This window comes from Adhaeribacter terrigena, from assembly GCF_016623615.1.
GTDB classification, from domain to species: Bacteria; Bacteroidota; Bacteroidia; order Cytophagales; family Hymenobacteraceae; genus Adhaeribacter_A; species Adhaeribacter_A terrigena.
This window is the reverse complement of record NZ_JAEHFX010000008.1, coordinates 25,618-47,903: the sequence shown is the minus strand read 5'-3', so window position 1 is coordinate 47,903 and position 22,286 is coordinate 25,618. Positions and strand designations below refer to the sequence as shown.

Here is a 22,286-nt window from a genome sequence, read left to right as displayed (position 1 = left end):
ATTCAAAAATTGGAAATTGACTTCAAATAAGTCCGGATACCTGATACCAGACACTTTCTACCAAAATCAATCTCCGAAAATACGGAATTTTTGCGGCACTTTCCAAAGCCAGCCGCCTTTTCAGGTTTCTTTGCTACGCCGGAAAGGAATTTTGCCTATTTTTGACCTTATGAATTTAAGCCTGAAAGATAAAAACGCCATCGTGTGCGGCAGCACGCAGGGAATTGGCAAAGCCATTGCTGTAGAATTAGCTTTATTGGGAGCTAGTGTTACTTTAATTGCCCGCAACGAAGAAAAACTGCAAACGGTAGTAAAAGAACTTTCCGCTTCCGAAGGCCAGCAACACGATTACCTGGTAGCCGATTTCAGCAAACCCGAAGAACTTCAGCAGAAAATCGGTAGCTTTTTAGCGCAAAAAAGTGCCGTGCATATTCTCATCAACAACACCGGCGGCCCGGCCGGCGGACCAATCATCGAAGCGACTTTAGATCAGTTCACGCAAACCTTTTCGAACCATTTGCTTTGCAACCACATTCTGGCGCAGGCTACGGTTCCATTCATGAAACAAGCCGGCTACGGCCGCATTATCAATATCATTTCCACTTCGGTAAAACAGCCTATTAAAGGCCTTGGCGTGAGCAACACCATTCGCGGGGCGGTAGGCAACTGGGCAAAAACGTTATCGCTGGAACTGGCGCAGTTTGGCATTACCGTAAACAACGTGCTGCCGGGCGCAACCTTAACCGGCCGCCTAGAATCCATCATCGAAACCAAAGCGGGCAAAACCGGGCATTCTTCCGATGAGGTTTCGGGCGAAATGATGGCGGAAATTCCGGCGGGCCGGTTTGGCAAACCCGAAGAAATTGCGGCGGCGGCAGCCTTTTTAGCCACGCCGGCAGCAGCTTACATTAACGGCATAAACGTACCGGTAGACGGCGGCCGCACCGGAAATCTGTAACCTGGCCCATTACTACGGCCCACGCTTAACCCGAACACCAAGTGGTAAAATTCGACAAATTATCTATCGTAATCCCGGTTTACAACGAAGCCCGTACCATTCATCAGATTCTGGATGAGTTGCACAAGCTGGTTTTGATCCATAATATTCAGAAAGAAATAATTCTGGTGGATGATTGTTCCCGCGATAATTCTGCCGAAACCATTGTCCAATACATAGCTGAACATCCGGGTCTGAATATGCGCTTGCTGCGGCACGAAAAAAACCAAGGCAAAGGTGCAGCTTTGCATACCGGCATCCGGGAGGCCACCGGCGACTACGTTATTATTCAGGATGCAGACCTGGAATACGACCCCGAGGAATACAATGTGCTGGTAAAACCCATTCTAAAGGGCTTTGCCGATGTGGTTTATGGTTCGCGGTTTATGGGCGGCAAGCCGCACCGCATTTTGTTTTTCTGGCATTCCATCGGCAATAAATTCCTCACCTTCCTCAGCAATATGTTCACCGACCTGAACCTGACGGACATGGAAACCTGCTACAAACTTTTCCGCCGCGATATTATCCAAAGCCTGCATTTAGTAGAAAACCGTTTTGGGTTCGAGCCCGAAGTTACCGCCAAAATGGCCCGCATTCCCAAGATCCGGGTTTACGAAGTAGGCATTTCTTATTACGGCCGCACCTACGAAGAAGGCAAGAAAATTGGCTGGCGCGATGGCTTCCGGGCTATTTACTGCATTCTGAAATACGGTTTGTTTAAAGCGAAATAAACACTTAAAACGCTATCGTTTTAGGGCTTAAAAGTCGAATAATCGAATCTCGAAAATTCGAATAAGCGAAAAAAAAACGCTATGCTTTTAAGCGGAAAAAGTCAGGTTTTAAAGGCCTGACTTTTTACTGATTTTTGCTACCGTTTTTTTGATCTTAACCTATACCATTTCACCCGTTTTTTAATGTCAGACCGCCGGGCCATTTTACTGTTACTTGTGCTGCTTACCGGCCTGCTGGCGCTTATTTTTGGCGACGTTTTTTTGCACCCCAACCGCTACCTTTTCGGCACGATGGGCGACAGCATTAAAAGCCTGTTCACGTTTGCCTGGTACGTAAAATTCGATTCCGGCCTGCATTTTTCGGGCATGAATTATCCTTGGGGCGAGCACATTATTTTTACCGATAACCAGCCGCTTTTTTCCATTCCGCTCCGCTACATAAACCGCTATCTTTTTCCGCTCGAAAACCACCTGGCAGGCATCATAAACGGCCTGGTTTTTTTCAGCATGCTGGCCTCGGCGGTGGTACTGTTTTTCATTCTGCGCAAGTGTTTACTGCCGGCCTGGTACGCCATTTTAGGGGCAATTTTAATCGTGTTGCTTTCGCCGCAGCATTACATCATTTCGCACCAGTATGCTTTAACCAACACCTTGGTTTTGCCGGCGATCTGGCTCACGATCATCCGCTTATTCGAAAACCCCGGTAAGGTTAGTCGTTACGTTTGGGTGCTGCTGGTTTTGCTGGCCGCCGGTTTTGTGCACGTATATTTCCTGCCCATGGGCGTTTTGCTGCTGGCCGGTCATCTGCTTTGGTTTGCCGTGCAGCAATGGCGGAAAAAAAGCTTTCACTGGAAGCAAATTGCAGCCTTACTCCTAGCCGCAACACTGCCCTTACTCATTTTCAAAGCCTTCCTTTTCTTTACCGATACTATTACCGACCGCCCCGAAACGCCCGGTAATTTTATTGAAGGTAAAGCCAATATTGCCGGCTTGTTTTATCCGGTAAAATCGTTGGCGGCGGAAGTTCTGAAAACGGTATCACCCGCCCCGGTTCCGGCGGAACAGAACTTTGGCTATGTTGGCCTGGCTACTATTTTGTGCCTGCTGCTGGCCGCGCTAAAGGCTTTCGGGTATTTACGGAAAGGCAATTTTAAGCAGCTTGTAAATCCGGTTTTGCCGAAGCTTTTGCAGATGGGTTTATGGGCCGGCATCCTCATTTTAATTTTTGCCGCCGCTATTCCGTTCCGTTTCGGGCTGATGCATTTGCTCGATTATCTGCCGCCGCTAAAGCAGTTCCGGGTTTTGCACCGCTTTGTGTGGCTGTATTATTACGTATTTACCGTATTTGGCATTTTCACCATTTACCAGATTTTCAGGTTTCTGAAGCTCCGAAAAAAACGGCTTCTGGCAAATGGCTGGCTCACGTTTATGCTTTTGCTTTGGCTGGCCGATGCACTGGTTTTACTAAAAGTGGAAGCTGATATCGTAAACATGAACAAGCTGGCAAATGCGTTTTACGGCAAAGAAGCCTATCACCTGTCAGACCTGTTAAAGCAAGCTAACCGCCAGGCTTCCGACTTCCAGATGATCATTCCCATCCCCTATTTTTCCGATGGCTCCGAGAAGATCGGCTATCATAACTGGGGCGGCACCATGTACCAGTCCATGAAAGGTGCTTACCAGAGCGGCATTCCGTTAAGCACGGCTTCGCTGGCGCGCACCTCTTTAAACCAGGTTTTGCTGCGTACCCAGTTATTAAGCTCCGATTCCATTCAGAAAGAACTTTTACCGCAGCTGCCCAACCAGAAACCGATCCTGATAACGGTAACCGATTCGGCGGAAAAAGATTACGAAAAACGGCTGGTGCAGAAAGCTGCTTTCCTGACGCGTTATAAAAATATTACGCTTTACGAGCTTCCGCTGGCGACTTTAAAAACGGTATACCGGGAGCCCGAAAAACCCGCAAAAGACGCGCTGCAACTCTTACCGGCCAATGTGGTTTACGAGACGTTTTCCAACAGAAATTCTGCTAAATGGCTTTACCGGAAAGGCGCTCTTACGGCTGAAACCGGCCCGGCAGTTTTATTCAACAATATTTTGCCAAACGCTTCCGACAGCCTGACTTATGAATTTTCGGTGTGGGTAAATGCTACGGCTGCCATTGGCATTCCAACCATAAAACTGGAAGAAATAAACGCCCGCCACGAAGTGGTAAACCAGCAAAGTGTGAACCTGCGCGGCGCTACCGAAATTTATAAAGACTGGCTGAAAACCACGATCCCTTTCAGGCTAAAAAACACACAGAACCGCATTAAAATCACTGCCGAAGGAAAAAATATTGTGGCCGATGAGCTCATCATCAGGCCGGTAAAACAGCCGTTCTATTTTTACGCCGAAGACCAGAAACAGCTTATCCGTAACAATTACCCGGTTTATCAGCCATAAATTCCCCAGGATCTCCGTCGGAAAAACACTATGCTTTCCGGCCGGAAAAGTAAAAGCACCTGTACTTTTTAAGGCTAAAAGCCTACCGTTTTCTGGTAAATCAGCGCTTTATAAGCCGTTCATTTTGGCTTGTTGTAGTCTGTTTGTTATCCTGATGCCACGAACTTTGAATAATATACTAGATTTGTATTTTATCTGCCCTTGCAGGAAGTGAACTGCAAAGCCGGTTTGTGTACAGCAAACGGAAGAACTTCTTTTTATGAAAAACAATTTTATTTCGCAGCCCTGGCAGGCAACAACCCTGATCTGCGCTTTATTTACGTTTGAACTTCTCCTGATTACTTACTGGCGCAATAAATTCGGCGTGCTTTTAAGCCCGGTCTTATTCCTTTTCTTTTCCGTGGCTTTATCCATTGCCTGCTTCAAGATCCAGCTCGACCGGCCGGTTGCGCCCCTGCTACAATATTATAAATCCAACTTTACTGCTAAGATCGCCCTTACGGCTATTGTAGCTTTTACAACCGGCCTGATCTTCATAAAAGAGTTAAAAATAATTATTGCCAGTTTTGCCATCGACCCAAAGTTCTCCGACGTAATACCCGCCTTGCAGGTGTATGTGCGGCGTTTTCTGGCAGATGAGTTTGTGTATGTTCCTTTTTCAGACTTTGGTTGGGAAATATTCCCGAATTACCTGCCCATGCAGTGGCTTCCATCTGTAGCAGCACACTGGTTAGGCATAGACTACCGGTTAATGGCGGGCATGGTTTTATTGGCCGGGTTTGCAGGTTACTGGGTATTGGTAGCCAGTCATGCAAAAAGCCCTTCCGAGCTGCTTTTAAAAGCCCTTCTTCCGCTGGCGGCAATTTTAAGCCTGCTCCGCACCGACCCTGCTACGTTTGGGTATACCATAGAAATACTGATCTTTGGTTATTACTTTATTCTGGCCACCGGCATTTTTGTAAAGTCTCCGGTTTTAAGAGCAATCGGTATTGTGCTGTGTATCTTATCGCGGTTTTCCTTTGTTTTCTGGTTGCCGCTTTATTTTCTGATCTTATTTTTTGATGAAAGCCGCAAAAGAGCCCTCGTTACTGCCGGTTTGGTAATGCTGGGAATTGTAGCCATTTACGTAATCCCGTTTTTATCGAAAGACTGGTCTATTTTTATAAAAGCCCAGCAAATGTACAGTGGAGCGGCTGTAGGAGAATGGCTGCACATGAATGAAAAGCAGCAGCCCATGCACTTATATAACGGAATAGGCTTGGCGGTTTACTTTCATAAATTCCTTGACTGGGAACTGGCGGAGCGGATCCGTGCCTTAAGAATTACCATGATCATCATGTCTTTATTAACGGTAATAGTCAGCGGCTGGGTTTATATGAAATACCGGACACGAATTGATTACCGCATTTTTCTGCTCATAAGCCTGAAATTATACTTAAGCGTTTTTTATGCTTTTATGCAGGTGCCCTATATTTATTTAACGGCGCTGCCGGTACTATTATCCTGCTTTATGGTCAGCCGAATAGTTTTAGATCGCCAGGAGAATTTTGTGATCCGCGAAAAACAAATAACATAACCAACCGGCGTAGCCAGCCATTGAGCTGCTCAGACTGAATATACTGCCGCCGAAAAAACCACCTTGAACCGCCGCACAAAGCTTTAATTACCCGCCTTTCGTTCGCTTCGCCTGCTGTTTTTCCAGTCGCAATTTCCCGGAAGTTCCGCTTTCAGAAGCCGCAAGATTTCGGGGAGTTTGCCTGCAGTGTTTGGTTTTTGTGCTATCTTTGCGGTTCTTTTAACAAATTGTTACGCTACTATTATTTTACCGAATGCCTGCCCACGCTTTAGATATCGTACTTCCCTGTTACAACCCGATACCGAACTGGGCCCAGAATCTGGTAAACAACGTGAACAGCCTGCGCCAGCGTTTGCCCGCAACCGAGCTGCATGTATACCTGGTAAACGATGGCTCCAGCAAAGGCGTAACCGACGAAGACCTGGTTTTTCTGCGTAAAAACATAGCGTTTTTAAACTACATTCATTACACCCAGAACGAAGGCAAAGGGCACGCGCTGCGCGAAGGCGTGCTGCAAACCAAACACGAATACTGCATTTATACCGACATCGATTTCCCGTATACCGAAGAAAGTTTTATGCGCGTTTACGAAGCGCTGCGCAACAAGGAAGCCGATATTGTGGTGGGAATCCGCGACGAAGAATATTATGCCAGCGTGCCGCCTACCCGGGTCAAGATCAGCAAAACGCTACGGTTTTTTGCTAAAAAAATGCTTTCGCTGCCCGTAAACGATACCCAGGCCGGCCTGAAAGGCTTTAACCGCAAAGGCCGCGCAACTTTCCTGAAAACCACCATAGACCGTTACCTTTTTGACCTGGAGTTTTTGTTTGAAGCCAATAAACAAAAGAACCTGCGCATTAAAGGCCTGAAAGTTACGCTTCGCCCCGGCATTGTTTTCTCCAAAATGAATTCAAAAATTCTGCTGGAAGAAGGCTACAGCTTTGGCAAGATCTTTATGAAACGTTTTTTCTAACCCGTTTTCCGGCACGCAGCCTTCCGGTTTTCACTGCTTCCCCGATACCGTTTTTCAAATGAGATTTTCGAAACTTGAGGCTTTTTCCGAGAAACACCAGCGGCGCATTTTAATCGGTATCCTGGCATTTTTCGGCATCTGCTTTTCGCTGCTTTCGCTGGGCAATCATTACTTTTTCCGCACCTACGCCTACGATCTGGGCCTTTTTAACAATGCGGTTTACGATTATGCCCACTTCCGCTGGAACGACAATACCGTAAAACTTTACCAGAACATTCTCAGCGACCATTTTACGCTGCTCCACATTCCGTTCTCGCTTTTTTACCGGCTTTTTGGTTCTTATACTTTACTCGTTTTCCAGATCGTGGCCATTATTTTCGGAGCCGTTGGCGCGTACCGGTTCCATTTGCTCAAATTTGGCAAACCCTTGCTGAGTTTTATCCTGCTGCTGCATTTTCTGAGTATCTGGGGCATTTATTCGGCGCTGGCTTACGATTACCACGATAATATTATTGCCGCCATGATGGTGCCGTGGTTCTTTCTTTATTTCCACCGCCGGAAATGGCTCAAAGCAAGCATCTTCTTTGCCGTAATTCTCATCAGCAAGGAGAACATGGCTTTGTGGGCTATTTTTCTGAGTTTAGGCTTGGGCTTGATGTATTTCCGGAGTAAACCGCAACTGAAACGCGCCTTAGTTTATGCCCTGGTAGCGGCCGTTTATTTTGTGGTGGTAGTTAAATTTATAGTGCCGGCCTTGGCCGTTGGCGATCGCAGCTACGATTATGTGAACAAATACGCCGTGCTCGGCAATGGTTTTTCGGAGATCATTACCAATTCGCTTACCAACCCGTGGCGGATCATAAAACTGCTTTTCATAAACCATACCCCGGAACCGGAAAACGACTGGGCTAAAACCGAATTACACGCCATGATCGTTGCTTCGGGTGGTTGGTCGCTACTTTTGCAACCGGCTTACCTGCTCATGCTCATTCCCATCTACGCGCAGAAATTATTCAGTAACCACGCTTTAGCCTGGGGCATAAACTATCAGTATTCTATTGAGTATGTGCCCGTTATCAATTTCGCCCTTGCTGCTACGTTGGGTTGGTTTTCGGCGCAGCGCCGGGTTTTGGTAGCTTTGTTCGTGCTGGTGCTTACTATTGCGGCTACTTTCCGGAGTTTCGACACCCGAATCAGCTGTTGCCTGGACCGGCCGGCCATGCAGTTCTACAAGAAGAAACATTACCGCCGCTTTTTCGATGTGTCGGAGGCATACCAGGCTTTAAAACTCATTCCGGACGGCGTTCCGGTAAGTGCTTCGCCGGTTTTTGTACCGCACCTGGCCAACCGCGATTTTGTTTTTGAACTGCCCTTTGTTGGAAACTCAGAATACGTGATGTACCTGCAAAACGAATACCCGGAGAAAATCACCGATAAAGCGGAACTGAGCCTTTTGCACCGGGTTGAAAAATTGCAGGCTTCGCCGAACTGGGAACAGATCTACCACCAGAATTTTATTTTAATTCTGAAGCGCAAGCCCGGTACGCCGGCTGAAGAACCGGTAATTTTTAAATAGAAAGTCCTCATATAGGTGCCGTGTAAGCTATGGAAAAAAAACTTACTCAAGAAGAATTACTCTTCATTAAAGAGGCAATTGACTTTTATAAAAATTTTGCCGCTAAAACTCTTAAAATGGGTGCTTTAATTACCGCACTTGGTGTATTATTTGGACACCTCGTAATAGGATTTTCCCTAAATGATACGATGCTAATGACGGTGGGGACTTCCCTGATTATCATCTATACCTGGTACAATGTATTTGAAAAACCAAAGAATAGGTTGAAGCAGGACTTTGAAAGAGGGATAAAGATTATTCAAGTAGCGACTGTCAATAAGATAAAGAAAAGTAAGGAAGGTAAAATCTACCTAATGAACAATGAGTTAGAAGTTAAAGAAAGTGACTTTGATGATGACGAAGAAATAAAGGGAAGTATAGATAAAGGTAGTGAGCTTATATTAACCTATACTCCTTACCATAAAATGATTCTAAACATACAAAGAAATAGAACGGCACCTAACCAAGTATAACAGGCAAACTTTGGTTATGCATCCTTCGCCTTCTATACTCTATATAAGCCGAAAATGGTAGGAAAACTGCCTTAAAAACCCGAAAACACTGCTGCAATGAAAAACCGGATAGCCGTACCAATAGTAATTTTGCTGAGCCTGGCGTTATTATGGCTGCTTTTCGGAAATGTATTGCTGCAGCCCGGTCAATACATGTTCGGCTACCTCGAAGATGGCACCAAAAACTACTATACCGCCGCTTATTTCATTAAATACGATCAGGGCTTATGGTTTTCAGGGCTTAATTTCCCCTTCGGCGAACACATAACCTACACCGATAACCAGCCGCTTTTTGCCGTACTGCTTAACCTCATAAACCAGCACTTTGCGCCCGTTGCCGGCCATACTATCGGCATTTACAACGGCATTATGCTTTTCGGGATCGTGGCTTGTGCGGTTTTCCTTTTCCTGATCTTAAGGGAAATAAAACTTCCGGTCTGGTACGCAGTTTTGGCAGCCATTATCATAGCGTTTTTATCGCCGCAGCTTTTCCGCATCCGGGCGCATTACGCGTTGGGTTACACCTTCATGATCCCGATGTTCTGGTACCTTATCATTCGCATTTTCCGGGCTCCGAAAGCGATCATCTGGTACGTGGTTTATGCGCTTACCGGTTTGCTTGCGGTGTTAATTCACCCATATTATGCGCTGATAAACCTGCTTTTGCTCGTTTCTTATTTGCTGGTCTATTACTTCCAGGAAAAGAAAATTCAGAAAATTAACAGTAAGCTTTTCATCGGACTTTTAGCGGCCGTTCTGATACCGTTACTGGTTTTCCAGGTTTACATGAAGCTCACCGACCCGGTTCCGGACCGCCCGGAATCGCCTTATGGTTTCACGGCGTACCGCACCAGTTTCAAAGCTTTATTTTTTCCGCAGGAAGCACCTTTGCAAAAACCTTGGCAAGCGGTTTTCGGTGATAAAGAAGTGATCTGGGAAGGTTATGCCTATCTGGGCCAGGCGGCTTTTGTGGTGTTGCTGCTTACCCTTTTTAAATTCTTTAAATTCGGGAAACGCAAACTCTGGAAACGCATTTTCCGACCGGCTTTGCCTGCGCCACTGCGGGTTGGTTTGTGGGCCTCGGTGCTGGTGCTGCTTTTTGCGCTCGCTATTCCTATTAAATGGGGCCTGGAAGGCATTCTGGATATTGTTCCGCCGCTGAAGCAATTCCGTTCTATCGGCCGTTTTGCCTGGATCTTCTATTACATTTTCTCGGTTTACGCGGCTTATTACCTTTTCCAGTTAGCGCGCCGTTTCCGGTTGCAGCGTAAACCGGTTTTAGCTTTTGCAATCCCCGGAATTCTGCTGGCTTTCTGGGCTTTCGAAGCGATCAATAACGTGCACCAAAAAGCTGTAACCATAAAAGAGAACCGCGTGGCGGCCAATTTCAACGGCGAAACCGGCAACTATACCCAACTCCTGCAAAAGCATAACCTGAAACCGGACGATTTTCAGGCCATTTTACCGCTGCCGTATTTTAACGTAGGTTCCGAAAAGATCACCATTTTCCGCAACCCCGAAGCCGCCAACGAAGCCATGCGCGCCTCGCTGCACACCGGCCTGCCCATTGCCGCCAACCTGCTTTCGCGCACCTCACTGAACCAAGCTCTACAGCAACTGCAACTGCTCAGCAGTCCGTTCACCCCAAAGGCGATCCTGGAAAAATATCCTTCCCAAAAACCCTTGCTGCTGCTCGTTGTACCCGATTCTTTAGAACCCGCCGAAGCGAATCTGGTAAAAAAAGCCAGCCTGATCACAAAACAAAAAGCCTACAGTTTGTACCGGCTTCCGCTCGATAGTTTGTACGCCTCCCGGAATACGAATAAAACTTTACCCGAAGATTTGCAGCAAAAAGCCGGCATGTTTATTTCTGATTCAGAAGGCATCGTGATTAGGAAAGATTTTGCCGGAAACGAAGGAAATGGCATGTTCGGGAAAGGCGCTTTAGCTTTAAAAGAACGCAAAACGATCCTGATCGATACCTTACTAACGGTTGCGGCCGGAGGCGAAACGTACGAATTTTCGGGTTGGGCTTCGGCGCTTACGCCAAACATGCCTTCGTTAACGCTGGAAGTTAAAAACCAGGCCAGCGAAGTACTGCGCGAAGAAAAAATTTATTTCAATGCATCAACTGAAGTCTGGAACAATTGGCTTTTCAGCAGCCACGTATTCAACGTTCCGGCCGGCAAAATGAAGCTTACCATCAGCACCAAAAGCAAAAAAGCCACCCTCGATAACCTGCTGCTGCGCCCGGTAAAAACTGATGTTTATTTTTACTTTGGCAAGCAACAGATCTTATTCAGAAACAACCTTCCAGCTTCATATTTAAGGTACGTTACACTTAGAAAACGGTAGGATTCTGCGGTTAAAAAGTCAGGAACAAAATAACTGGCTGAGAAGCTTTCTTCAGATATCGGCATAAATAAACAAATCAGCGAAATCCACTGATCCGTAAAATCAGTGATCAAAAACGCTATGGTTTCAGGCCTGAAAACTATTGCATCCGGTTTTCAGTGTTACTTCAGATAAGCTTTATACAGCACATAATCGCCTTGCTGCGCCAGCATTTCCCAACCTTTTTCGGCCGAAAGGTTTTTGCCTTTTTTATAAGCCGATAAGGCAGGTTCCCGTTTCAGATCCTGATAAAAATTATTTTGGCCGTTGTAATACGCGCGGTTGTAAAGCACCAGAACCGGTTTTGCGTTCAGCCGGTTGGTTAAAGCCGTATCGGGTTTGAGCGCCAGAAAAATGCTTAAGAAGTGCTGCACCTGCACCGGCGGCGTGCGCGATAACTTACTGGCCATGATTGGCAAACCGGTTACTTCCGAAAGCTGAATGCTGCCCCGGTAAAATGCATCGTCAGGAAAAAGGCTGATGTCGTAATCTTCGGAACCTTCGTGGTAAAACGGTATTGGCAGGATGGCCTGGAATTCCTGCGGGTCAAGATTGCCGGCAAGGTTGCGCATAAATTGCAGGTGCTTCGGGTGCGACATCACATTTTCACCTTTCACTTTTGAAATGTGTTTCCGCATGTCACGCATATCGATGGCTAAAAGCAGCAGTAATCCGGGCACTACGAGCAATTTCAGCCAGACCGGTTGCGTATAATGTTTCCAGACGAAACCCAGCCAGTACACCGCCGCAATGTTGCAGAACCAGAAAACGATCCAGGCAAACCGCGAAAGTACCCGGAACTGCGTTACCACTTCCGAAAACTGGTGAATGTAAAAGAAAAGGTTAAAGTAATTGGTAAAAGTAAAAGCGCCGCCAAAAAAAGCATAGGTTTCGCCCATAGCAATGAAAGTGCAACCCAGCGCTGAAAGGCCGAAAAGCCAGAGAAAAGGTTTTATCAGTTCCGGTTCTTTTTCAGAAAGCCGGTTTATTTTCACCAGCCCGATTCTCAGTAAAACCATCATTATCAGCCAGACAATAAAGCTTCCCAGCACAAACCCACCCAGATACAACCACGATTCGTAGGGAATTTCCGGGTAGCGCAAAAATTCGAGTTTCAGTTTATTGTATGGGTACGGCGTAATGAATGCTTCCAGGTTCAGTTTCCAGTCCAGGCGGTCGTAGCCTTCGGCAATGCTGCGGCGTAAGTGGTAATTTTCATCGGGCAACCGGATAATGGCTAAAACCAACGCCGGCGGAATACACACATTGATCAGCCCCAGCACTCCTACCCACACATTTATTTCACGCTTTTTAAGCAAACACCGAAGGAACCAGAACAGGAAAAAGAACCCGATAAACGACAGATTCAGCAGCAGGTAATACATGTGCAAAAAAGAACTGAGCACCAGCGTTACTACCAAAGCCCCAGAAAGCTGCAGCGTTTTCCGGCGGTCGGGGAAGTGCTGGTACAGCTTTAAAAGCAAATAAACTACCAGCAGCAGCACCCACGAAAACGACAGGTTATAATGCCCCAGCTTCAGGCGCAGGAGCTGCGGACTGATCCAGGGCAGAAAGAAAGCCGCCGCAAAAGCAATGCCCTGTGGCGTGCGCAGCAGCCGGAAGATCCGGTATAAAATAAGCGAAGCAACGGCCAGTCCGGCCACCATAAACGCATTGTGCAGCGAAAGCGCGTAGGGAGTAAGATCAAAAACCCAGCGCGAAAAAACCTTTACCAAAGCAGCAAACAACGGCGTGTTGTCGGTATACAGCACGGTTTCGCCGAAGGGGTAATTATGCTGCGTAAAATGAAAGAACGGGGCGGTTTCGGGTTGCTTTAACCAGGCATAATACGTGAAATAATTCTTTAAACCATCCCAGGAATTTACCAGCAGAAATTCATCGCTGGTGCTCAGCACATCACGGAAAGTGTAAAAAATTATTACGGCCTGCAGCACCAAAAGCGCCAGCATAAAAACGTTATCGCGGTTACGAAACATCAAAAAAAGGAATAAGCGGATTGCAACAAGCGGCAAAGGTACAATTTATTGCAGCGGTTAAAAAAACGCTATGCTTTTGGCCCGAAAAACTGCCTGCCGGGGTTAATCTGAAAATTTGTAACTTTACCTTTATAAGTGGAGCTTCGGAAACTGGTTTTTCATTTTCAAATCTCCAAATTTCCAAATTTCCAAATTGACAGCATGTTCCGCATTCAGAATTATATAAACGGCGAATTTCGCGCCCCGATTTCCGACACGTACATCGATAATTACAACCCGGCCACCGGCGAAGTGTATTCGTTGATCCCGGATTCGGATGCGGCCGATGTGGAAATGGCAGTATTGGCAGCCAAAGCCGCTTTCCCGGCCTGGAGCAACACTTCGGCCGAAAAACGCGGCAAAATGCTGATGAAAATTGCGAGCCTGATCGACCAAAACCTGGAAAAACTGACCCGCGCCGAATCCATCGACAACGGCAAACCCATCAGCCTGGCCCGCACCGTAGATATTCCGCGCGCAAGTTCGAATCTGGAATTTTTCGGCACCGCCATTCAGCATTTTTCTTCGGAATCGCATTACATGGAGGGCACAGCTATCAATTACACGCTGCGCCGCCCCTACGGCATTGCCGGTTGCATTTCGCCGTGGAATTTGCCGCTTTATTTATTTACCTGGAAAATTGCCCCAGCTCTGGCCGCCGGAAACTGCGTAATTGCCAAACCTTCGGAAATTACGCCCATGACGGCCTATTTGCTTTCGGAACTTTGCGCGGAAGCAGGGTTACCGGCCGGCGTTTTGAATATTATTCACGGCTACGGCCATAAAGTAGGCGCGGCCATCACTGAAAACCCGGATATCCCGATCATTTCCTTTACCGGCGGCACCAAAACCGGCGAAACCATTGCCAGAGTGGCCGCGCCGATGTTCAAAAAATTAAGCCTGGAATTAGGCGGCAAAAACCCGAACCTCATTTTTGCCGATTGCGACCTGGAAAAAGCCATTGCCACCAGCATTAATTCTTCGTTTGCCAACCAGGGACAAATTTGTTTGTGCGGCTCCCGCATTTTTATCGAGCGCAGCATTTATGAGCAATTCAAGGAAGGCTTTTTAACCAAAGTTGCTGAACTTAAAAACGGTAACCCTTTAGATGAAAAAACCAAACAAGGTGCCGTGGTTTCGCAGGCGCACATGGAAAAGGTGCTTTCTTACATTGATCTGGCCAAAGAAGAAGGCGGCAAAATTCTGGCCGGCGGCAAGCAGATAAAACTGGAAGGCGAAAATGCGAACGGCTGGTTTATTGCCCCAACCGTGATAGAAGGCCTGGCTTATAACTGCCGCACAAACCTGGAAGAAATTTTCGGGCCGGTAGTTACGCTCACGCCTTTCGATACGGAAGAAGAAGTGCTGGAATACGCTAATTGCACCGACTACGGCCTGGCCGCCACCATCTGGACCGAGAACCTGACCAAAGCGCACCGCGTAGCCCATCAGATAAAATGCGGAATTATTTGGGTAAATTGCTGGTTACTACGCGACTTACGCACACCTTTCGGGGGGATGAAGCAATCGGGCGTGGGCCGCGAAGGTGGCCTGGAGGCGCTACGATTCTTTACCGAGCCCCAAAATGTTTGCGTGAAACTATAATAAACCTGATAATCAGGCGTTAACGACTTTATTAATTTAAAAACTGCTCGCACAATGAACAAATTTTTAACCACCGCTCTCGGGCGCCTGCGCTTAATCGGTTTACTGGAAGGCCTTTCTTATCTTGTTTTATTATGCATTGCCATGCCGCTGAAATATTATTTTGACCAGCCGCTGGTGGTAAAATACACGGGTTGGGCGCATGGCGTGTTGTTTGTGCTTTACATTGCCGCCGTTTTTCAGGTAGCCGTGCAGCGCCGCTGGTCGTTTATGAAAGGCATCTGGGCGCTGGTGGCTTCGTTGATCCCGCTCGGCACATTTGCCCTGGACCGCCAACTGGTACGGGAACAACGCGAAGCTGCTTATAAAAGCAAAGTAGCGGCTTAATTTATTATTGAAAGCATCTTCGAAAGTCTGCAAAAGCGAATTTTGCAGACTTTTTTGCGTTAAAACCATAGCGTTTTCCGGCAGATAAAATAACACAGTTTCGCGCAGGTATTCCGGAATTTGAATAACTTAGCGTGCCTGTTCTATTCTGAAGCCTGCCATGAAACGCTTTCTTTTTTTCGCTTTTGGTTTATTGCTTACTTCGTGCGTGAGCCCCTACAATATTTCTAAAATTTCGCCAACCGAAGAAAACACCAACTGGGCTTGGGGACGCGAATTTGTACACAAAACTGTAGATAGCGTGGTGGTGAAAATTGCCTACGAAACGAACGACCGGAATAACGCCATTTTCAACGTGGAAGTGGAGAATAATTCCAGCCGGCCGGTTTTGGTAGCCCCTGAAAGATTCTGGTCGAATATGAGCGGCGCGAACCTGCCCCAAAGCATTGTGCAGCAACAAAAAGCCGTAGATCCGGAAAGCTATTACCTGGATCTGGCCAAACAAAAATCGCGGCAGGAAGCAGAAGAAATGAATACCGCTATTAGCCACGTTACCCTTTCCCTGTTAGAAACAACTTCGGCCGTTGCCAGCATTGCCGACAAGGAAACACCTGAAGAGCGTGAACAACGGCAGCAGATGCGGGATGAATCAGCCCATAACCGCGAAATTGACCTATATAGATTAGAAAACAAACGGATTTCTTTGAACGACCGCAAACGCTTTTTAGACCAGACCATTCTGCGAAAAAGCACGTTGCCGCCCAACTCGGTTATTTACGGCGAAGTTTACTTCCAACGTCACGACCAGGCCACCAGCTACGAGATCAACATTCCGATAAACGACAAACTGCTGAAGTTTCATTTTAAGCAGCAAATCGTTCGGCCGTAAACAAAAAGTCTGGCAACCTTACCAGACTTTTTTGCTTTCAAACCCTAGCGTTTTTCAGATTTCTAAAACACCTGCGCATGCGCCGGAACCTGGGCTGGCTGCGTGTTCACATTGGTATCGGAGATGATATAAAGCGGCCGGCCGCGTACGTTATTGCTGATCCGGCTGATGTATTCGCCGATGATGCCGATGGAAATAAGCTGAATGCCGCCCAGAAACAACACACTCAGTATGGTGGAAGTCCAGCCGGGAACAGTATCGTTGGTAACAAACCGGGAATAAAGCGCATACAGCATAACCAGAAAAGCTATTCCGGAAACTGCAAAACCCGACATGGTAGCCACTTTCAACGGGAAATCGGAAAAAGAAGTAATCCCATCGAGCGCGAAGCGGATCATTTTGCGGTAGGTGTAGCCGGTTTCGCCTTCGGCCCGTTCGGCTCGGTCGTATTCTACATAGGTTTGCTTAAAACCCGCCCAGGAAATTTGCCCGCGCAGGAATTTGTTGCGTTCCGGCATGTTGCGCAGCACCTGCACAATCTTATCGCTCATGATCCGGAAATCGCCGGTATCAACCGGAATTTCTACGGAAGTAATGTTGGCTAAAATCCGGTAGAACCATTTGGCGGTAAGCAGTTTTAAGTAGCTTTCCCCTACCCTTTTCCGGCGGCGCGCATACACCACTTCGTAGCCTTCCTGCATTTTTTTGTACAGGTCAATGATGAGTTCCGGCGGGTCCTGCAGATCGGCATCTATAATTACAATGGCTTTACCACGCGTATGATCCAGGCCGGCGCTCACCGCAATCTGGTGCCCGAAATTACGGCTGAAGTTGATGAATTTGACTTTTTCGTCGCGTTGGGCTAGGGTTTTTATAAGTGCCAGCGAGTTATCGCGACTGCCGTCGTTCACAAAAATGAATTCATACGTTTCGCCTAGGGTTTGCATTACCCCGGTGAGCCGGTCGTATAAATTGAAAATATTCTTTTCTTCGTTGTAGATCGGAATAATTACGGAAATTGTCGGATTCATCAATTCAGTATTTTACCATCGCAGCTTTTTCAGCCGGTACGCTTGCTTACAAACTGCGTTCAATAAAGCTGGTCATCTGGTTGTAAAGGTGCAAACGGGTATTGCCGCCATAAATGCCGTGGTTGCGGTTCGGGTAATAAAAAGTCTCGAATTGCTTGTTGGCTTTTACCAGGGCGTCGGTCATGGCAATGGCGTTCTGTACGTGCACGTTATCGTCGCCGGTACCGTGAATTAAAAGCAGCTTTGCTTTCAGTTTGTCGGCGTACTGTACCGGAGAATTATCGTCGTAACCGGCGGCATTTTCCTGCGGGGTTTTCAGGAAGCGTTCGGTGTAAACGGTATCGTAATAACGCCAGTTGGTAACCGGGGCCACCGCAATGCCGGCCTTGAAATAATCGGCACCTTTGGTTAAGGCCAGCAGCGTCATATAACCGCCGTAGCTCCAGCCCCAGATCCCGATGCGCGCTTTATCTACGTACGGCAGACCGCCTAGATATTTGGCAGTTTCGATCTGATCATGGGCTTCGTATTTGCCTAAGTTGGCGTAGGTGCTTTTCTTGAAATCGGCGCCGCGGCCACCGGTGCCGCGGTTATCTACGCACACGATCATGTAGCCTTTTTGGGCCAGCATCTGGTACCACATAAAATCTTTAGAATTCCAGGCGTCGTTTACCTGCTGATTACCCGGACCACCGTACACAAACATCAGTACCGGATACTTTTTATTCGGATCGAAATTGGAAGGTTTGATCATCCAGCCGTTCAGGCTTACGTTTTCGGTAGTTTTAAAATTGAAGAATTCCAGCGGCGAGATTTCGTATTGGGTTAAACGGCTTTTCAAGGCGGCGTTATCTTCCAGCATTTTAATTTGTTTGCCGTCTTTTCCAGAATTCAGGCTAACAGCTAATGGCGCGTTGGCGGTAGAAAAATAATCGAGGTAATACTGAAAATCGGGGCTCATGTTAATGTTGTGCGTACCGTTTTCCTTCGTTAAGCGGGTTTTATCTTTTCCTTTCAGGCTGATGCGGTAAAGCTGGCGCGTCATGGGCGAAACTTCGGTACTTGTATAGAAAACGGTATTGTTTTTCTCGTCAAAACCCAGCACGTTGCTGATCTCCCAGTTGCCTTTGGTAATCTGGCGCTTTTCCTTGCCTTTCATATCGAAGAGGTACAAATGGCGAAAACCGTCTTTCTCGGAGCTCATCACGAAGTGCTTGCCGTCTTTGAGGTACGTCAGGTCGTCGGTAATTTCTACGTAGGCTTTGTCTTTTTCCGTCAGAATCACTTTGCTTTCGCCGGTGTTGGCGTTGGCGTGCAGAATCTCCAGGGTGTTCTGCAAACGGTTCATTCTTCTTATAGAAAGCAGGTTGTTGTCGGTGGTCCAGTTAATGCGCGGAATGTATTGGTCTTGCTGCGGACCCACGTTCATTGGGGTGGTTTTTCCGTTTTTCAGGTCGTAAACTGAAATAGAAACGATGGAATTGGCTTCGCCGGCTTTCGGGTATTTAAAGCGGTAATCGGTTGGGTATAAATTGCCCCACATTTGCATGTTGTATTCCGGCACGCGGCTTTCATCGAAGGTATAAAAGGCGATCCGGTCAGAATTCGGGCTCCAGAAAAAGGCTTTCGCAAACTCGAATTCTTCTTCGTAAACCCAATCGGCAGAACCGTTAATAATGTGGTTGAATTTACCGTTGTTGGTGAGTTGTTTTTCCTGCATGGTGGCCAGGTCTACCACAAACATGTTGTTGTCGCGGGCAAAAGCAACCTGCTTACCGTCCGGCGAATACGTGGCGTACGATTGCTTGCCACCGTTGCTGAGCTTTACCAGTTTTTTAGAATCGAGGTCGTAAACGTAATATTCGGCTTTGGAAGAACGGCGGTAAATAGGTTCGGTCTGGGTAGAGAAAAGCACCTTCTTCTCATCGGCACTGAATTCGTAACCATCGTAGGCAATTGGTTCCTGGCTGCCTTCTACGCGCAACCCTTCGCCTTCAATGATCGTACTTACCGGCTGGCCGGTAGTAACGTCTACTTTTACAATATCGGTTACCTTGTTGGCGTTATCTGCCAGCTGTGAAGAATAATAGCGGCCGTCTTTCATCCAGTTTACGCCGTGCACCGACTTTGCGGCAAACGTAGGTTTGGCCCAAATATCTTCTACCGTAATTTTAAGCTTTTGCTGGGCCTCTGCAAACTGCGAACCCAAAAGAAGAATGAAGGCAAAGAGGATAGTTTTTACCTGAAAATGCATAGCGTTTTATTTGTAAACCAGATTTAAACGCTAAATTTAACCTGAAAAATTGGCTTTGCAAAAGCGGAAAAGCATTTACGGCCTTATTTTATCAAATAGCAATAGGCTATATTTAAAAATGGTATTAAGTTTGCGAACAAACCCGATAGAATTAAAATCTTAACTTTATAATCAATTTAAAATTTAATGAAAACCATGAAAAAACTGAGAACCTTTTACCTGTCGATGTTAACTGTTGCGAGCTTAGGATTAATGACCAGCTGCGGCGATGACAATGATGATCCGCAACCAGTAACGCCTCCTGCTGCGGCAGAAATGAATACTTTCTCAGCCAGAATTTTAGGTAACCAGAATAACGCTACTTCCGGAAGCTTCTTCTCTGCTACAGATGGTGTGGTAAGAAACTCAACTGATGCGAAAACCAATTCCGGCCTGATAGACCTGATTTACTACCATAGCAGCCCTTTGAGCGGCGATACTGCTGCTGCTAACCATGCAGCCACGCTTGCTTCTCCGGAAGACACCAAGGCTGGTGAAGTTTACAACAACGCAAACAATGGAATCCAGACCTGGACCACTACAAATACCACCATGTTCAAGCGTATTGGCACTAACACTGCTACTTACACAAACCTGACAAACGGCGATCAAGTTGCGGCAGTTTACACCAATAGCACTGCAACCCCAACTACTTCTGTTAAAAAACTAAAAGCGAACGATGTTTTTGCTTTTGTAACTTCTACCGGCAAACATGGCGTAGCTAAAATTAACAGCATTGTTGCTCCTACTGCAGCCAATAACAACCAGAGCGAATTAAGAATGGACGTTAAAATGGAAAAATAAGCATTAGCTTAAATCCCATTTTTGAAAAAGCCCTGCAGCAATGCGGGGCTTTTTTTTGCCCTCCAGGCTTTTCCCGATCCTGAAAAAGGTATTAACAATGTTCTGCAATTGAATGCTGAATACTGGCAAGCAAAACCATAATTCGTCACTTACTTACAGACTTTTATTGCCTGAAACCATACCGTTTTTTGCCTTTATTCCTTTGCAAGGCGCATTTTACAAAGGAATTGTAATGGAAAACGGGAAGAATATTTTGTTCCGAATTGTCCCGGCTCAGGATAAATGCAATTCAGATCAAATTTAATTTTCACACAAATTGATTCTCTGCACATCGACCTGGAATACATTCTGAATTTCCCCTTGTTCAGATATTCAGCTAGACTTACAAACAAAAGAAAAAGCAGCTATCCGGAGAAGGATCGCTGCTTTTTCTTTTAAAGAACGGTAGGGTTTGAAGCCTGAAAAGTCTTAAAAATTGAAACCGCCGGTAATTACAAAGCTGGTATTTTTATTTTCGGTAGTTACCACGGGCTGCGAATTATCGTTCAGTATGTAAGGTGAATAATAGCTGTTCCATTTCCCGAATACATAAGCGGCATCCAGGAAATAGTTTTTCTCTTTCAGACCAATACCGCCGGTAAAATATTTACGGGCCCGGTCTAAATTACTATCGAACGCATCGCCGTAGTGTGCAAAACCTGCCCGCACCCGGAACACATCAAAACGCGCTTCCGCCCCGATCCGGTAGTTCATGGCTCCGGAATAAGTATCGGAAATACGGCGGTTCTGCTGGCTGAAATAACCGGTGCCCGGATCTAACCCATACGGATTATCGTCGGAAATACTAAAGCGCGCATCGCTGTAATCTAAATATTCCACATCGGCCGAAATAAACCCGTATTTACCAATAAAATAAGCAATACCGCCATTAGCCCGGAACGGCGTGGTTAAGTTATATTCAAATTCGCCATCCAGGGCTTGCGCATAAATGCTATTGGTAGTAAAAACGCCTGGTTTGTAATTGGCCTGCATAGCAGAACTATACCTGTCTTCCAGTCCGTAAAAAGTTGGCGTCTGAATAGTAGCACCCAACCGCAAAGCATCTACGGGTTTGTAGATCAGGCCGACTTTAAAATTAATGCCGGCACCGCTGGTTTTAAAATAATCGGTAAGTGTAAGCGAAGAGAAATATGGTTCGTCGTTGCCGGCTATTTCGGTATAAGTGCGGGTTTGTTCATAGCTCACTGTAGCAAGTCCAAGCGAACCGCCAATAAACAATTTATCCTGATAGCTGGCGCCGTAGCTAAAATCCCACTGGTTTTGAGCGCCGCGACTGTAAATGTTTTCTCCCTGAGTAAGCACCCCCTGCCGCGCCGGCACATACACGTTACCAGTAGAATCTACATCTATTAAATACGTGGCATACGCCAGGCCTTCCAGGGTTGTAATATTATTGCCGCCAGACCCGTATTCGGCATCCAGTTGGGCCTGCGTAATGTTGAAATTCCTGATATTATCGTCGAACGATTGCAAAAGAGAATTCTTATCTTCTACCTGTCCGGTATAGCTGGTATTGGCCTGAAAGGAATTCAGCCTGGTAAAGCCAATCCCGAAGCTTCCACTCCGCCAATCACTTACTACATCATCGGCTTTGCGGTCGGTAAAAACGGCTCCCACCTGCGAGATATTAAAATTGTTGCGGGAGTCAGGCGTGGACGTATTTCCCAGAAAACTTTCGGTATTGTTAAAACTAAAACCAGGGCTGAAGGTAAATTCACTTCTGCGGTAAAGCCCTAAACCGGCCGGGTTACCAGCCATAGTAGATGCATCGGCGCCTAAAGCTATCTGGGCGCCGGCTATACCCTGAATACGGGCCGTACCGCCAAAACCGAGTTGTGAATAACGCAGTGCATCGGTTTCGTTTTGCGCCAAAGCGCAGCTACTCCAGGCCAGCAAAGCCAGCCCGGTAGCTAATATTTTCAAATTCTTCATAAGGGT

Annotated in this window: 16 protein-coding genes; 12 read left to right on the top strand and 4 right to left on the bottom strand. The window is 46.7% G+C overall.

What is annotated here, in order from left to right:
• Positions 1-169: 169 nt before the first annotated feature.
• From I5M27_RS14560 to I5M27_RS14525, 8 genes are all read left to right on the top strand, one after another.
• Positions 170-958 (top strand): SDR family oxidoreductase, encoded by a 789-nt coding sequence (locus tag I5M27_RS14560; RefSeq protein WP_200507057.1) that lies wholly within the window; start codon positions 170-172, stop codon positions 956-958.
• Between the two features lie 41 nt (positions 959-999).
• A complete protein-coding gene (locus I5M27_RS14555) occupies positions 1,000-1,728 on the top strand; it encodes a glycosyltransferase family 2 protein (RefSeq protein ID WP_200507056.1) in 729 nt (242 codons plus the stop codon).
• Positions 1,729-1,911: 183 nt separating this feature from the next.
• Positions 1,912-4,173 carry a hypothetical protein gene (locus tag I5M27_RS14550; protein WP_200507055.1) on the top strand — a complete coding sequence of 754 codons (2,262 nt, stop codon included), beginning with the start codon at positions 1,912-1,914 and terminating at the stop codon, positions 4,171-4,173.
• A gap of 259 nt (positions 4,174-4,432) precedes the next feature.
• Positions 4,433-5,749 carry a hypothetical protein gene (locus I5M27_RS14545; protein ID WP_200507054.1) on the top strand — a complete coding sequence of 439 codons (1,317 nt, stop codon included), beginning with the start codon at positions 4,433-4,435 and terminating at the stop codon, positions 5,747-5,749.
• A 253-nt stretch (positions 5,750-6,002) separates the two neighbouring features.
• A complete protein-coding gene (locus I5M27_RS14540) occupies positions 6,003-6,722 on the top strand; it encodes a glycosyltransferase family 2 protein (protein ID WP_200507053.1) in 720 nt (239 codons plus the stop codon).
• Positions 6,723-6,780: 58 nt separating this feature from the next.
• Entirely contained in the window at positions 6,781-8,298 is a 1,518-nt protein-coding gene (locus tag I5M27_RS14535) for a DUF2079 domain-containing protein (protein WP_200507052.1), read from the top strand.
• Between the two features lie 29 nt (positions 8,299-8,327).
• Complete coding sequence (locus I5M27_RS14530; protein ID WP_200507051.1) at positions 8,328-8,810, top strand: hypothetical protein; 483 nt, start codon at positions 8,328-8,330, stop codon at positions 8,808-8,810.
• Positions 8,811-8,906: 96 nt separating this feature from the next.
• The gene (locus I5M27_RS14525; RefSeq protein WP_200507050.1) at positions 8,907-11,204 is read left to right on the top strand and encodes a hypothetical protein; all 2,298 of its coding nucleotides are present in this window, start codon (positions 8,907-8,909) and stop codon (positions 11,202-11,204) included.
• A 161-nt stretch (positions 11,205-11,365) separates the two neighbouring features.
• Here I5M27_RS14525 and I5M27_RS14520 read toward each other — a convergent pair whose 3' ends face one another.
• Entirely contained in the window at positions 11,366-13,240 is a 1,875-nt protein-coding gene (locus I5M27_RS14520; protein ID WP_200507049.1) for a hypothetical protein, read from the bottom strand.
• Positions 13,241-13,441: 201 nt separating this feature from the next.
• Here I5M27_RS14520 and I5M27_RS14515 point away from each other — a divergent pair, with 201 nt between their 5' ends.
• From I5M27_RS14515 to I5M27_RS14505, 3 genes are all read left to right on the top strand, one after another.
• The gene (locus I5M27_RS14515) at positions 13,442-14,884 is read left to right on the top strand and encodes an aldehyde dehydrogenase (protein ID WP_200507048.1); all 1,443 of its coding nucleotides are present in this window, start codon (positions 13,442-13,444) and stop codon (positions 14,882-14,884) included.
• A gap of 54 nt (positions 14,885-14,938) precedes the next feature.
• On the top strand, positions 14,939-15,271 hold the full coding sequence (locus tag I5M27_RS14510; protein ID WP_200507047.1) for a DUF3817 domain-containing protein: 333 nt from the start codon (positions 14,939-14,941) through the stop codon (positions 15,269-15,271).
• 160 nt (positions 15,272-15,431) lie between these two features.
• Positions 15,432-16,160: a hypothetical protein gene (locus I5M27_RS14505; protein ID WP_200507046.1), complete on the top strand. Its 729-nt coding sequence runs from the start codon at positions 15,432-15,434 to the stop codon at positions 16,158-16,160.
• 62 nt (positions 16,161-16,222) lie between these two features.
• Here I5M27_RS14505 and I5M27_RS14500 read toward each other — a convergent pair whose 3' ends face one another.
• Complete coding sequence (locus I5M27_RS14500) at positions 16,223-17,191, bottom strand: glycosyltransferase family 2 protein (RefSeq protein ID WP_200507045.1); 969 nt, start codon at positions 17,189-17,191, stop codon at positions 16,223-16,225.
• 46 nt (positions 17,192-17,237) lie between these two features.
• On the bottom strand, positions 17,238-19,445 hold the full coding sequence (locus I5M27_RS14495; protein ID WP_200507044.1) for a S9 family peptidase: 2,208 nt from the start codon (positions 19,443-19,445) through the stop codon (positions 17,238-17,240).
• A 195-nt stretch (positions 19,446-19,640) separates the two neighbouring features.
• On the opposite strand from I5M27_RS14495, the gene I5M27_RS14490 reads away from it, so the two are divergent.
• The gene (locus I5M27_RS14490; protein WP_200507043.1) at positions 19,641-20,288 is read left to right on the top strand and encodes a hypothetical protein; all 648 of its coding nucleotides are present in this window, start codon (positions 19,641-19,643) and stop codon (positions 20,286-20,288) included.
• A gap of 468 nt (positions 20,289-20,756) precedes the next feature.
• Here I5M27_RS14490 and I5M27_RS14485 read toward each other — a convergent pair whose 3' ends face one another.
• Positions 20,757-22,280: an OmpP1/FadL family transporter gene (locus I5M27_RS14485; protein WP_200507042.1), complete on the bottom strand. Its 1,524-nt coding sequence runs from the start codon at positions 22,278-22,280 to the stop codon at positions 20,757-20,759.
• Positions 22,281-22,286: the final 6 nt, after the last annotated feature.

Bases quoted from the DNA above. Each gene is read 5' to 3' on its own strand.
- I5M27_RS14550 (WP_200507055.1), top strand. From the start codon at position 1,912: ATGTCAGACCGCCGGGCCATTTTACTGTTACTTGTGCTGCTTACCGGC.
- I5M27_RS14545 (WP_200507054.1), top strand. From the start codon at position 4,433: ATGAAAAACAATTTTATTTCGCAGCCCTGGCAGGCAACAACCCTGATC.
- I5M27_RS14490 (WP_200507043.1), top strand. From the start codon at position 19,641: ATGAAAAAACTGAGAACCTTTTACCTGTCGATGTTAACTGTTGCGAGC.
- I5M27_RS14525 (WP_200507050.1), top strand. From the start codon at position 8,907: ATGAAAAACCGGATAGCCGTACCAATAGTAATTTTGCTGAGCCTGGCG.
- I5M27_RS14535 (WP_200507052.1), top strand. From the start codon at position 6,781: ATGAGATTTTCGAAACTTGAGGCTTTTTCCGAGAAACACCAGCGGCGC.
- I5M27_RS14505 (WP_200507046.1), top strand. From the start codon at position 15,432: ATGAAACGCTTTCTTTTTTTCGCTTTTGGTTTATTGCTTACTTCGTGC.
- I5M27_RS14560 (WP_200507057.1), top strand. From the start codon at position 170: ATGAATTTAAGCCTGAAAGATAAAAACGCCATCGTGTGCGGCAGCACG.
- I5M27_RS14485 (WP_200507042.1), bottom strand. From the start codon at position 22,280: ATGAAGAATTTGAAAATATTAGCTACCGGGCTGGCTTTGCTGGCCTGG.
- I5M27_RS14530 (WP_200507051.1), top strand. From the start codon at position 8,328: ATGGAAAAAAAACTTACTCAAGAAGAATTACTCTTCATTAAAGAGGCA.
- I5M27_RS14540 (WP_200507053.1), top strand. From the start codon at position 6,003: ATGCCTGCCCACGCTTTAGATATCGTACTTCCCTGTTACAACCCGATA.
- I5M27_RS14520 (WP_200507049.1), bottom strand. From the start codon at position 13,240: ATGTTTCGTAACCGCGATAACGTTTTTATGCTGGCGCTTTTGGTGCTG.
- I5M27_RS14510 (WP_200507047.1), top strand. From the start codon at position 14,939: ATGAACAAATTTTTAACCACCGCTCTCGGGCGCCTGCGCTTAATCGGT.
- I5M27_RS14515 (WP_200507048.1), top strand. From the start codon at position 13,442: ATGTTCCGCATTCAGAATTATATAAACGGCGAATTTCGCGCCCCGATT.
- I5M27_RS14495 (WP_200507044.1), bottom strand. From the start codon at position 19,445: ATGCATTTTCAGGTAAAAACTATCCTCTTTGCCTTCATTCTTCTTTTG.
- I5M27_RS14500 (WP_200507045.1), bottom strand. From the start codon at position 17,191: ATGAATCCGACAATTTCCGTAATTATTCCGATCTACAACGAAGAAAAG.